6 protein-coding genes are annotated in these 12,758 nt (G+C 61.4%); all 6 read left to right on the top strand.

The genetic code is table 11. From position 1 onward, the window contains the following. The first annotated feature begins 65 nt into the window (after nt 1-65). The 6 genes from FHS84_RS12245 (at nt 66) to FHS84_RS12220 (ending at nt 12,695) form a co-directional block, all read left to right on the top strand. On the top strand, nt 66-3,233 hold the full coding sequence (locus FHS84_RS12245; RefSeq protein ID WP_166934590.1) for a TonB-dependent receptor: 3,168 nt from the start codon (nt 66-68) through the stop codon (nt 3,231-3,233). A 416-nt stretch (nt 3,234-3,649) separates the two neighbouring features. After that, on the top strand, nt 3,650-5,704 hold the full coding sequence (locus tag FHS84_RS12240) for a glycoside hydrolase family 88 protein (protein ID WP_166934587.1): 2,055 nt from the start codon (nt 3,650-3,652) through the stop codon (nt 5,702-5,704). An 89-nt stretch (nt 5,705-5,793) separates the two neighbouring features. After that, the gene (locus tag FHS84_RS12235) at nt 5,794-8,907 is read left to right on the top strand and encodes a TonB-dependent receptor (protein WP_166934585.1); all 3,114 of its coding nucleotides are present in this window, start codon (nt 5,794-5,796) and stop codon (nt 8,905-8,907) included. A gap of 91 nt (nt 8,908-8,998) precedes the next feature. Further along, nucleotides 8,999-9,745, top strand: coding sequence for a FadR/GntR family transcriptional regulator (locus FHS84_RS12230; protein ID WP_279589313.1), 747 nt, complete (start codon nt 8,999-9,001; stop codon nt 9,743-9,745). 50 nt (nt 9,746-9,795) lie between these two features. Further along, nucleotides 9,796-11,058, top strand: a complete 1,263-nt coding sequence (locus FHS84_RS12225; protein ID WP_166934581.1) for a DUF2264 domain-containing protein — start codon at nt 9,796-9,798, stop codon at nt 11,056-11,058. A 32-nt stretch (nt 11,059-11,090) separates the two neighbouring features. After that, the gene (locus FHS84_RS12220) at nt 11,091-12,695 is read left to right on the top strand and encodes a DUF5597 domain-containing protein (protein WP_166934579.1); all 1,605 of its coding nucleotides are present in this window, start codon (nt 11,091-11,093) and stop codon (nt 12,693-12,695) included. The last annotated feature ends 63 nt before the right edge of the window (nt 12,696-12,758 follow it).

Genomic DNA, 12,758 nt, shown 5'->3' with positions numbered 1-12,758 from the left:
AGCACCCGAGATGCTGAAGAGTCCCTAAATCGGGCTGGATCGCACAGTCCTTGGGGGAGGTCGTGATGAGGAGGCGCAGGAAGGGGGCAGCCCTCAGGCTGGCTGTCTGCGTGCTTGCGCTCAGCGGCGCCGCGGCTTCCAAGCCGATCACTATTCCCGAGCAGGATCTGCGCGCCGCGCTCGACGAATACATTCGCCTGACCAAAATCCAACTTGTTTATCAGGTCAGCGATTTGGCTGGCCGGCGCAGTCATGCTGTCGCCAATGCCGCCTCGACCGAACAGGCTTTGGATGTGCTTCTGGCCGGGACGGGTTTGCTGCTCCAGCGTGACGGTTCCGGCGCGGTCGCCGTTTATCTGCCGAAGCAGGCCGCGAGCGCAGCGCCCTTATTGGCGGTGCCGCCGGACTTTGTATGGGAGCCGCCGGAAACCATCGTGGTCAACGGCTTTCGCGCCAGCCTGGACAAGTCGCTCGATGAGAAGCGCGCCGCTATCGGGGTGCGCGATACCATTCTGGCTGAGAACATCGGCAAATACCCGACCTCGAATATCGCGGAATCTCTGGTGCGCATTCCCGGCATCATCATCGTGCGCGATACGCGGACCGACGAAGGAAAATCGGTCACCATTCGCGGCCTCGGCGCGGAGTATTCGATCGTCACGATCAACGGCAATCCGGTGCGCATCGTCACCGGCACCAGCGTGGGGTTCAACAACCGCTCGGTCGACATCGACGGTCTGGATGCCGATCTGTTCACGCGGGTGGATTTCTACAAGTCGCCGCGGCCTCAACTGGACGAGGGCGGTATCGGCGGCGTGATCGATATGCGCACGCCCCATCCGTTCGACGCTCCCGGTACCAAGGCGGTCTTTTCGGTCGGATATTCGCTCAATACCTATCGCAGCCGGGCGATGCCGCGCGGCAGCCTGCAGTTCAGCCATACCAGCGGTCATTGGGGCATGCTGATGGCGCTCACGCTGTCGAAGAACGCTTATCAGTTGATGGGAAGCGAAACTGCGGGCTGGGCCCAGTCGCGCAACGCCGTCGGCGACAGCATGATCGCCACGACGTTCGATTTCGGCCCGCGCTATGGCGGGTTCGATCCGCGCGCGGACATCGGCACCTATACGCCCGCGGATATCGAGCACGCGTATATTCCGCGCTTCCTGTCGCGCCAGCATCTCGAGCTGGAAGACCGTACCCGTTACGGCGCCTTGCTGTCGCTACAATACAAGGTCGACGACCGTTGGGACGTCAGCCTCGATGTGCTTGCCTCGCATATGTCCGACCGGCGCAGCGAATATACGCTCGGAGCATTTTTGCGCAGCACCGAAACCACTGCCGCGGGGTGGGCGGCATGCCAGGCGGCACCGGAGAAAATCGGCACGAGGGGTTGCAATGGCGTTGTGCTCGTTGCCCCGAAAATCGATCGGAACAACAACCTCTATGGCACGTTCGCGGACGTCGGTTGGGTCAACGAGAACCGTTGGTATGATGGCGACGATTATTATCTGAACGCCACCGCGAGCGCCCGGTATCAGGCGAACGATCGCATGGGTGTGACGGCGGCCGGCGGCTTCAGCGGTAACCGGGCGAGCTATTCCGACAACCGCATCTATTTTTATATGTACGACACGACGGTCAATTACGATCCGAGCGTGAACAACAAATTCCCGACGGTGTGGACGGCAGCCGATATGACCGATGCGCGCCGCTATTCTAGTCCCGCCGTCGACGCCAATCTCTACAAGGAAAACGACAGTGTCCGCTTCGCCAAGGTGACGGGCGATATCCGTTTCGACACCGGCGTTTCGATTTTTGATCATGTCACGGCCAAGCTGGGCCTCAGCTTGGTGACATCGCAGAAGACCAACGACGCCAAATCGAACGGTGCCGCCGTCATGAACGAGCCGCGCGCCGACGGCCGGTCGATCGCGGCCATGGCGATCGGCGAATACGCCATCGACCGCCTGCCGGTGACCGATTTCCTCGGCGGTATCCGTCATGGCGAGCGCGTTATGAATTGGGCGACCGTCCCGCGCAGCTTTTACGAGACGCTGCATATGAACGACATCCTGAAGCGGCAGGAAAGTTCCCGCGGCGGGCTCTACGATGTGTCCGAGCAGGTGCTGAGCGCTTTTTTCTCCATCGATTCCGCCGGCGAGGTATGGGGGCGCCGGCTGCGGATCGAGGCGGGCGTGCGTTACGCCGATACGCGGCTGACGGGATCGAACTACAGCACCAGCCGCGACGCCGCGGGAGCGATCGTCTACGGGCCGAAGGGCGTGGAGAACGTCTACGACGACGTTCTGCCTTCGGTCGGCCTCAGCTACGAACTTGCAGACGATGTGCTGGCGCGAGCCTCTTTCGGCGAGGCGATCACCCGTCCTTCGCTCGGTGCCATCGCCCAGGGCACGACGATCGTGACACGCTTCGGCATGGATGCGCAGTCGGGCAATTCCAAACTGAGGCCGCTCAAATCCAAGAACGTCGATCTCGGAATTGAGTGGTATTTTTCGCCCGGTGCGGTGGTCTCACTTGGCCTATTTCACAAGGACCTGAAGAACCTTTTGTCGAGCGGCACCGAAGTGGTGACGTTTGGCTCGCTCAATTTGCCGTGGTCCTCGCTCGATCCCGGAGTGTTCGGCACGGTTGAGAACCCCAATCTGCCGATACGGCTGTCGCGGCCGGTGAACATGAACCCGATGACGGTTCAGGGCATCGAACTATACTACCAGCACCCCTTCAGTTTCCTGCCGGAGCCGTATGACGGCTTGGGCACGATGCTCAACTTCACCTATACGGCCGGCGCCACCGGCGGGCAGGGCACCGGCTTCACCGCCAACAGCGGCGCCGTCTACAAGATGCAGATCAATGGCCTGTCCACTTATACCTATGGTGCGACCGGCTATTACGACAAAGCCCCCTATAGTCTGCGCCTGACTTATAGCTGGCACTCCAAAGCGACCGGGAGCGCGAACTACTATAACTCGGATCTGCTATTGTGGACGCAAGCGCGCGGCAGCCTCGATTGTACGGTGGGGTACCGCCTGTCCGATCTGGTGCAAGTGCGCCTCGACGCCACCAATCTGCTCAACGCCGACGAATACGCTTTCCTGGCCGATGGCACCGGCGGGCGCGGTGGGATCGCGGCGGGCGCGGGTGCCTCGCGCGTCAACTTCGACTATTACCATGGCACAACGCTGACGCTGTCGGTGCGCGGGACGCTGTAAGCGTTGCAATTTTGTCCGTGGTAACGCTCCCTTGAGTTTGTCGTACAGCCTCACCAAAAAAATCATACAAATATTTTCAGGCAAGTCCTCGCGCCGTCCGTCTTGAAACGTGAAGGGCCACCGGTGGGTGCCGGCGGACCCTAAGCAAAAGACGGTACGGGAGGTGTGCGTTCGACATCCGGGTCTTTGTTGGGGCCGCCAATGATCGATTGGCGGACTCGATCGGGTACGGTTCGAACGGAAGGACTTGCAGGCGGCGGAATAACCGGCTTTTGCCGGAAGTAATCACGAGTTGGTCGTTCATTCGGGCACTCCCCTCGAATGGCGTACTGGGCGGCGCGGTCATTCGCGTCGCCCCGCTACGGATGCACGTCTTCAGCAGTGGGCCGTCCGGGTGGCAGTCGGGGAGTTGTTCTATGAAGCGTTTTGGTCTTGCTCTCTTTTTGATGCTCTCGGCTCTGCCGGCTTCGGCCCAAGCGGCGTCGCCGCCAAATCCTCAGGATGTCCTGCGCCAGACCGAGCGCGTTGCCGATTGGCAGTTGTCGGCCATTGCAAGCGTCGAAGCCAAGGCCGGGCCCAACGAGCAGATGTCGCCGCGCGGCTGGGTGTTCGGCGCCTTTTATGTCGGCCTGAGTGCCCTCGCGGACGTGTCGGCCAATCCGCGCTATGACGAGGCGATCATCGCCCATGGCAAGCGCGAACGATGGCAGCTCGAAAGCCGGCCATTCCATGCCGACGACTACATCATCGGGCAGAGCTGGATTTGGGCCTACAACCGCACCCATGATGCCGAGGCGCTGGCGCCCATCAAGGCGCGGCTTGATGCGATCATTGCGGCATCGCCGAAGGTGTCGCTGGAATACGGCAGCAATCCGCCGCCGAATGTCGAGAGCGCCTGCCAAGAACGCTGGTGCTGGGCCGATGCGCTGTTCATGGGCCCGCCGGCCTTTGCGGCCATGACCAAGGTCACCGGCGATCCCAAATACCTTCGCTACGCCGACAGCGAATATTGGGCCACGGCGGACTTTCTTTTCGACAAGAAAGAGCACCTGTTCGCGCGCGACAGCCGGTTTTTTACGCGGGTTGGCGATCACGGCGAGAAGATCTTCTGGAGCCGCGGCAATGGCTGGGTCTATGCGAGCTTGGTCCGCATGCTCCAACTGATGCCCGGCGATTATCCCTCGCGCTCGCGTTATGAGGACCTGTTCCGGGCAATGTCGGCGCGCCTGGTTCAGCTTCAGAAGCCGGACGGGACCTGGCCGGTGTCGCTCCTGTCGCCGCCCGAAGGAACGCCGCCTGAAACCAGCGGTACGGGCTTCTACACTTTCGGTCTGGCGTATGGCGTGCGCACCGGTCTTCTCAAAGAGCCGATCTATCGCGCGAGTGCGGACCGCGGCTGGCAGGCGTTGACGAGTGCGGTATCGGCCGACGGCCGTCTGGGCTGGGTGCAGCGCATCGGCGTCGGTCCGGATCAGGTCAAAGCGGACGACACGCAGCTTTACGGTGTGGGCGCCTACCTTCTTGCCGGAACCGCGATGTATCAGCTCGCGCTGGACGATCGGAGCGCTGCAGCGACGCCTGCGAAAGCCGTGCGCCTTGCCCATGCTTCCATTCCGATGCTGGTCGGCGGGACCGTGCGCGAAGTGTCTTCGGTGGTTGTGCCGAAAACGCACGTGATCCACGATCCGCTGTTTCCGATTGAGGGTGCCGGTGTCGAATCCGACCGGATCGCGTATCGCGTCTATCTCGATGGGCGCAATGCGGTCGACGTGTTCGGAAAGAAGCAGCCCGGCATCATTCTCGACAAGATCGGGCAGGGCGGAACCTCGTATCACGAGGAAACCGCCTGGGGCATGGATTTCTGGCACGTCGGCGACAGCCTTGGCGCCGGCAGCCTTGGCGTTCTCGACAACGGCATGGCCCGCCAGATCGGCGATCCGGCGCAGATCTCGGCGCGGGTGGAGAAGGCCGGACCGAACGCCGCGCGCCTGCGTATCGAAAGCCGCGGCTTCACCGTTGACGGGCGCAAAGCGACGCTGACGGCGCACTACGCCATGGTGCCGGGCTCGCGGCTGATGAGCGTCGAAGCGAGCGCAAGCAAGGGCATTCCGCTGGTCGCGGGCTTCGCCAAATATCCCAACACGACGATCATCAGCGTGCGGCGCGACAAAGGCTGGGCCTATTTCGCGACCTGGGGCCGTCAAAGCGAAAACGGAAAGGACAATGTCGGTATGGCGCTGTTCTATCCGGTAAGCGCGGTGTCCCGCACCGGCGACGATGGCCGCGGCCTGTATGTGCAGTTCAACGATGCCCGCCGCGCCCGCTATGCGGTCGCCGCCGCCTGGGAGAAGGAAGGCGATGGCATCAAGGACGAAGCGGCGTTCCGCGCATATCTCGACCATACGGTCGCCGAGCTTGGCCGCGCCGCGTCGGAGCGACCCATTCGAAGAGTTACCTCCAAGACGAAGTAAACGCACTCTGGAGGTAAAGGGGGCGGTTGATGCGGTGTCGGTGAAGTAACGCTGCACGGCCAGCCGAAAAAACGGGAGAGGAAACCCACATGCAAAGCAGAAATACCTACCGTTCGACATTGCTGCGTACCTCGGTTCTGACAGGCATCGCATCGGTGTTGTTCCTGACGCCGCAAGCCTTGGCGCAAAGTGCGGAAATGGAAACGGTCGTCATCACCGGCTACCGCGCCAGCCTCGAGAAAGCTCTCGACGTGAAGCGCGATTCCGTCGGCGTGCGCGATTCCATCGTTGCCGAAGACATCGGCAAATTCCCGGCCACCAATATCGCCGACTCCTTGCAGCGTGTTCCCGGCGTCGCCCTGAACCGCGACTCGCGCAGCGACGAAGGTAAGAGCGTTGCCGTCCGCGGCCTGAATCCGGGCTACACGGTCGTCACGATCAACGGCAACCCGGTCCATGCATCGACCAACAACAGCATCGGCAGCAATCAGCGTTCGGTCGACCTCGACCTTTTCAGCGCCGATCTGTTCGGCCGTGTCGATTTCTACAAGTCGCCGCAGGCGAACCTCGACGAAGGCGGCATCGGCGGCGTGATCGATCTGCGCACCCCTCATCCGTTCGACTACAACGGCATGAAGGTGAACTACAGCGCCTCCTACAATATGAACAGCAACCGCATGACACCGTTGCCGGGCGCGACGTTCCAGGCCAGCAACACGTGGGGTCCGTTCGGTCTGTTGTTCGCGGCCACGTTCCGCGAGAGCGACTACGAACTCTTCAGCCATGAAACCACGGGCGTCACGCAGACCCGCAACGAGCAGATCGACGGAACGGTCAATCCCGCCAGTCCGGGCAGCGCCATCAAAAGCCCGGACGGCAACTATTACCGCAACCCGAACGGCATGACGTTCGACGACTACGGCACGCCGACGGCCGGCAGTCTCCCGTTTGTCCGAAGCTCGTTCGATCCGCGTTCCAATATCGGCACCTACACCTGGCAGCAGGTGGATCAGGCCTTTATCGGGCGTTTCGAGCGCAACCATATCGAACAGAACAAGACCTCCCGTATGGCGGGCCTGCTGTCGCTCCAGTTCAGGCCCAACGAAAAGTGGGACGTCACGCTCGACATGATGGGCGCGTTGTACAATCAGGATCACAACGAATACACGCTCGGTCTGACGCTCCGTTCGATGTCGACGACCGCGGCCGGCTGGACGGCGTGTCAGGCAAATTCGGCGCTGATCGGCCAAACGAACTGCCGCGGCAATGTTCCGATCAACATCAAGATCGACCAGAACAACAACATCTACGGCACGTTTGGCAATACGCAGTGGCTGGCGGAAAACCGTTGGTACGAAGGTTATACCCACTTCGCCAGCGTTGATCTGAAGGCCAAGTATCAGGCTACCGACAATCTCGTCGTCAATTTCGAGGCTTCGGAGAACGCGAGCAACGGCCAGTTCTCGGACGATCGCATCTATGCGGTTGCCGTCAATACGACGTCGACCTTCGATCCGACCGTGAACTACAAGATCCCGCTGTTGTCGACGACGGCCGACCTGACAAACCCGGCCTTGTTCAACATGAGCCTTGGCGGCGTCGATGCCGCGATCAACAAGGAAGGTGACAAGGTCCTCATCGGCAAGATCAATGCCGTTTACGACGTCAATACCGGCGTTTCCGTGTTCGGCAAACTGAAGGCCGATGTCGGCCTTAGTTATGTCTCCAGTCAGAAGACAAACTGGCGCGGCAACGGCGCCAGCCTGGTCAAGGCGCGTGGCATGTACGCTGGCGGCACGGTCGGCTCGCGCACCTATTCCCAGTTCGCAACCAATCACATCCCGCTCGACAATTTGTTCGACGGTCAGGACGTTCCTGAGGGGCGGATCATGAACTGGGCGGGCGTTTCGCGGTCCGTCTACGAAGCCATCGGGTTCAACAGTCTCGTGAAGAATGCGACCGCCGAGCAGTTGCAGGCTTACGGGACCACCCAATACGCGAACATGTTCAACGTCACGGAAGCCGTGCAGAGCGCATATTTCATGCTCAATACGGACGGTGAATTGTTCGGACATTCGCTGAAGATCAACGGCGGTCTGCGTTACGCCCAGACGCGGCTGTGGGGCTATAACTGGAAGAAGTGTCCCGACGGTTCGGGCTACTGGTGCCACAACGCCTTGCAGAACAAGTACGACAACGTGTTGCCGACGATCAGCATCGCCTATGACGTGATGGACGATCTCGTGGCCCGTGCGGCCTATGGCAAGACCGTCAGCCGTCCCGGCCTCGGCAACATCGCCGGCGGCAAGACGATTCCGGGCGTGTTCAACGCTTCGGCGACGAACGGCAACGATCAGCTGAAGCCGATGATCGCCAACAATGTCGACGTGGGTTTGGAGTGGTACTTCATGCCCGAGTCCGTTCTGTCGGTCGGCGTCTACTACAAGGGCGTTAAGGGCCTGATCGCGAACCAGACGACCACGACGACGTTCGGGGCGTTGGGACTGCCGGAAAACCTCTTGAACTGCTCGGTCTTCTGCGACGGAACCGGTCATATTCCGGCGGATTTGTCGATGACGCTGTCGCATCCGGTGAACTTGAACCCGGTGATGGTGAAGGGCTTCGAAATCTTCTACCAGCAGCCCTTCTCGTTCCTGCCGGAGCCGTTCGACGGCTTGGGTGCGTTGGCAAACTTCACCTATACCGCCGGCAAGCAGAGCGGGCCGAACACCGGCTTCAACGTGAATACGCCGTGCGGGCCCGGTGCAACCTCTTGCGCCAACTGGACGGCGCCGGCGGGCTTCGTGGTATCGGTGCCGGAGCAGATCAACGGCCTGTCGCCGTATACCTATAGCGCCACGCTGTACTACGAAAAGGGCGGTCTCAGCGTCCGCGCGTCGTACAACTGGCGGTCCAAGTTCGTGTCAATCAGCAACAACTACTACGAGACCAACGGTCATATGATCGGACAGGCGCGCGGTACGCTCGACGGCACGGTCGGCTATAGCTTCTTCGACAAGCTCGAGGTCCGCTTGGACGTGACCAACCTGCTGGATGCGGTCGAGTATCAGTACCTCGCACCGGGCGTGAACGGCATCAATTATCCCGGCCGTTACGCGCAATGGGGCGATAACAGCAGCCACGTCTTCTACAGCATGTATCACGGCAGGAACTTCACTCTGTCCCTGCGCGGTCACCTCTGATGTCTGCGGCAAGGGGCGGCGCAAGTCGCCCCTTGTTCCTCTTGTATCCGGCGCGCGGCGTATCCCTTCGCTGTTTCATGTCTCGGTTCCAATGTCGCTACCATCGCAGGTGAACCTAACGTTCCGGATTTTTGACGATGTCGGCATGTCCATCATCGCGCGAAAATTCGTACGCGACTGTCAACTCTCCACCGAAAGCGAATTGTGCGAGCAGTACAGAGTTTCCCGGACGATTTTGCGGGAGGCGATCAAGATGCTCGCGGCCAAAGGGTTGATCGCATCGCGGCCGGGGTGTGGTACCTGGGTGCAGCCGGAGGACGAATGGAATGTCATCGATCCGGATGTCTTGCGTTGGTTGATACGAGGTGGTGGGTGTTCGTGGGTGTTGGGCGATCTCAAACAGGTGCGCTTGGCAATCGAACCCCATGCGGCCGCTCTGGCGGCGCGGGCCCTGTCGGGCGCGCGCGAGCGGGAGCTGCGCTCGGCCATTTGCCGGCAGGACGACCGCGCGCTGGCCGATTGGGGCGAGATCGTCGACCGCGAAGCCGCGCTCAACGATGCTTATGCCCGGCTGGAGGCTGCGATGTCCGGCGACGGCGATCCGACCAGGACCAGTCTCGGATTTCATCGTGCCGTGATGCGGGCGAGCGGCAATCGATTTTTCAACTTGTTGGGAGGCGTGATCGAGACGGCACTGCTGAGCGACGTCTCGGGGTGCGCCTTGCCGCCGTGCATTGCGATCGCCGGATACAGGAAAGTGCTCGATGCGATCCTCGGCGGCGATCAAGAACTGGCTGAGTCCGGCATGGTGCAGCTCATCACAGCAAACGGTGCTTAGCCGCTGTCAAATTCAACGAAGATCGGGAACCGATCCGGCAGGAGGAGCCTATGGAACGACGTGCATTTTTGAAAGCGATGACGGCCGCGGCCGCGGCAGTGCCGGCCATGGCGGCGCGAAGCGATGCTGAGACGGGTCCGGCCGCCTCGCCCGCGGACGAGCGGCGTTATTGGCTCGACCTCTTGCTCAAGATCGCGACGCCGGTTCTCGCCAGCATGGCCAAGGGCGAACTGAAGAAGAACATGCCCGTCGAGCTGAGCCCGATCTGGGACGGTCGCGACAGGAACGTCGCCTATCTGGAGTGCTTCGGCCGGCTGATTTCGGGGTTGTCGCCGTGGCTGACGCTGCCCGAGGACGATAGCTGGGAAGGGCGCGAACGCCGCCGCCTGCGCGAATGGGCGCTGCAGAGCTATGCCCATTCGGTCGATCCCAAGAGCCCGGATTATCTGCTGTGGCGCAAGGAAGGCCAGCCGCTGGTCGACTCCGCCTATTTCTCAAACGCTCTCATTCGCGCGCCGAAACAGCTATGGGAGCCGCTCGACAAGAAGACCAAGGCGCGCATCGTCACCGAATTGAAGCTCTTGCGCCGGGTGGCGCCGCCGTACCAGAATTGGATCCTGTTCGCGGCGATGAACGAGGCGTTTCTCGCCTCGATTGGCGAGGAGTTCGATCCGATGCGCATCGCGCTGGCCGTGCGCAAGATCAACGAGTGGTATGTCGGCGACGGCTGGTATGGCGACGGCACGCGCTTCCACCTCGATTACTACAATTCCTATGTCATCCATCCCATGCTGGTGGAAATCCTCGAGGTCCTGGTGAAGACCAACACCTTCGTCAATCTGCCGTCGAACAAGGACGCTCTGGACCTTGCGATGAAGCGGATGCAGCGGTACGGCGAATGCCTGGAGCGGATGATTTCGCCCGATGGCGCGTTCTCGCCGATCGGGCGCTCGGCCACTTATCGCACGGCGGTGTTCCAGCCGCTGGCTTTGCTCGCGTGGCGCAATGCGCTGCCGTCGGTGTTGTCGAAGGGACGGGTGCGTTCGGCACTGACGGCGGTGCACAAGAGGATTTTCGCCAATCCCTCGAACTTCACGCCCGACGGCTTTCTCACCATCGGCTTTGCCGGCCATCGTCCGGAGATCGCCGACATCTACAGCAACGCCGGTAGCATGTATATCACCACCGAAAGCCTGTTGCCGCTCGCGCTCGCGGCCGGCGACAGCTTCTGGACGACGCCCGCCGAGGACTGGACTGCCAAGCGCGCCTTCGGCGGCCAGGTGTTCGAGCGCGATCACGCCGCCGAATTCTGATTTATGCAAAAGCACGAACGGGGATGAATGAGATGACTAGGAAACGTTGGGGCTGTATCGCGGCGGCACTGGTGAGTGCTTCGCTGGCGCTTGGGGCCCAGGCGGCCGATGCGCCCAAAATCGTCGAGAAAAACGGCCGGCACGCGCTGATCGTCGATGGCAAGCCGTTCCTGATGCTCGGCGGTCAGATCCACAATTCGAGCGCGTGGCCCGTCGAGCTGGCGCAGGTGTGGGAGTCGGCGGCGGCGCTCCATGCCAACACCATCGAAGCGCCGATCTATTGGGAACAGTTCGAGCCGCAACCCGGACGCTTCGATACGACCAACATCGATGCGCTGGTCAAAGGCGCGCGGGCTCACAATCTGCGCTTGGTTCTGCTCTGGTTCGGAACCTGGAAGAACGGCAACATGCATTATGTGCCGTCGTGGGTGAAGACCGATACCAAACGTTTTCCGCGTACCGTCCGACCCGATGGCGAGCCGATTGACGTCTTGTCGCCGATCGGGCGCGCCACGCTGGCGGCGGATAAATCCGCGTTCGTCGCTCTCATGAGCCACCTCAAGAAAATCGATGGCGATCAGCATACGGTTTTGATGGTTCAGGTCGAGAACGAGGCCGGCAACATCGGCAGCATCCGCGACAACTCGGCGGAAGCCGACGCGCTGTTCGCCGGGCCGGTGCCCGCCGATCTGCTGGCGGCTTCGCACAAGTCCGCCGGAACCTGGAAAGAGGTGTTCGGCGGCGCAGCCGACGAAACGTTCCAGGTCTATCATCAGGCCAAGTACATCAACGAGATCGCCGCAGCGGGCAAAGCCGTCTTCGGTATTCCCTGTTCGATCAACGTCTGGGTGGCCTATCCGCCGGCGGCTCTGGCGCAACGCCAGCTCGATCAGCCGGGCATCGGCTATCCCAGCGGCGGGGCGGTGCAGAAAATGCTGGGGCTGTGGAAAGCGTTGGCCCCGTCGATCGATGTTATCGGTCCGGACATCTACGGCGACGGCCGCACTTTCGTTGACAGCTTGTTGCAGACCTATGCGCGCGCCGACAATGCGTTGATGATCCCGGAGATCGGGCGCAGCGATAATTTCTCGAAGGTTTTCTACAAGGCGCTCGGTCACGGCGCGATCGGCTTTGCTCCCTTCGGCATCGATCGCACCGGCTGGAACATTCTGGGCGACGAGAAATGGACGGGGCATCCGCGCAACTTCCAGCTTTTCGCGCCCATGAGCCGTGAAATTGCGCAGCTTGAATTCGACGGCAAGGTGAAGACCGCGGTCGAAGAAGTCGGCGAGCCGTCGCAAGAAATCGACTTCGGCGAATGGCAGGCGACGGTGGCCTATGGCTTCCCGCAAAGAGACGGCGAGACCCCGCCCGGTACCAAGGACGCCCACGGTGCCGCCTTCGTTGCGCAGCTCGGGCCGGACGAATTCCTCGTCACCGGTCTCGATGCCAGTGTGATCTTCCATCTGAAGGACAAGAAGCCCTGGATGCGCAGCCAGTTTTTGACGGTCGAGCAGGGCACGTTTGAGAAGGGTGTTTGGAAGCCGTTGCGGCTGTGGAATGGCGACGAAACCGATCGCGGTCTCAGCTTCCACCAGGAGCCGGAAGTGGTCCGCGTCAAGATGCAGAAGTTCTGACACCTTCACCGTTGAGTGCCGAAGGGCCGGGCGATCCCCGGCCTTTTGGGTTTGCGGCCGTGC

This window comes from Rhizomicrobium electricum (assembly GCF_011762045.1).
In the GTDB taxonomy this organism is placed as follows: domain Bacteria; phylum Pseudomonadota; class Alphaproteobacteria; order Micropepsales; family Micropepsaceae; genus Rhizomicrobium; species Rhizomicrobium electricum.
This window is presented reverse-complemented; position numbering and strand designations above follow the sequence as displayed.

Excerpts from the sequence above, each read along its gene's own strand:
- FHS84_RS12245 (WP_166934590.1), top strand. The coding sequence starts at position 66 with ATGAGGAGGCGCAGGAAGGGGGCAGCCCTCAGGCTGGCTGTCTGCGTG.
- FHS84_RS12240 (WP_166934587.1), top strand. The coding sequence starts at position 3,650 with ATGAAGCGTTTTGGTCTTGCTCTCTTTTTGATGCTCTCGGCTCTGCCG.
- FHS84_RS12235 (WP_166934585.1), top strand. The coding sequence starts at position 5,794 with ATGCAAAGCAGAAATACCTACCGTTCGACATTGCTGCGTACCTCGGTT.
- FHS84_RS12230 (WP_279589313.1), top strand. The coding sequence starts at position 8,999 with ATGTCGCTACCATCGCAGGTGAACCTAACGTTCCGGATTTTTGACGAT.
- FHS84_RS12225 (WP_166934581.1), top strand. The coding sequence starts at position 9,796 with ATGGAACGACGTGCATTTTTGAAAGCGATGACGGCCGCGGCCGCGGCA.
- FHS84_RS12220 (WP_166934579.1), top strand. The coding sequence starts at position 11,091 with ATGACTAGGAAACGTTGGGGCTGTATCGCGGCGGCACTGGTGAGTGCT.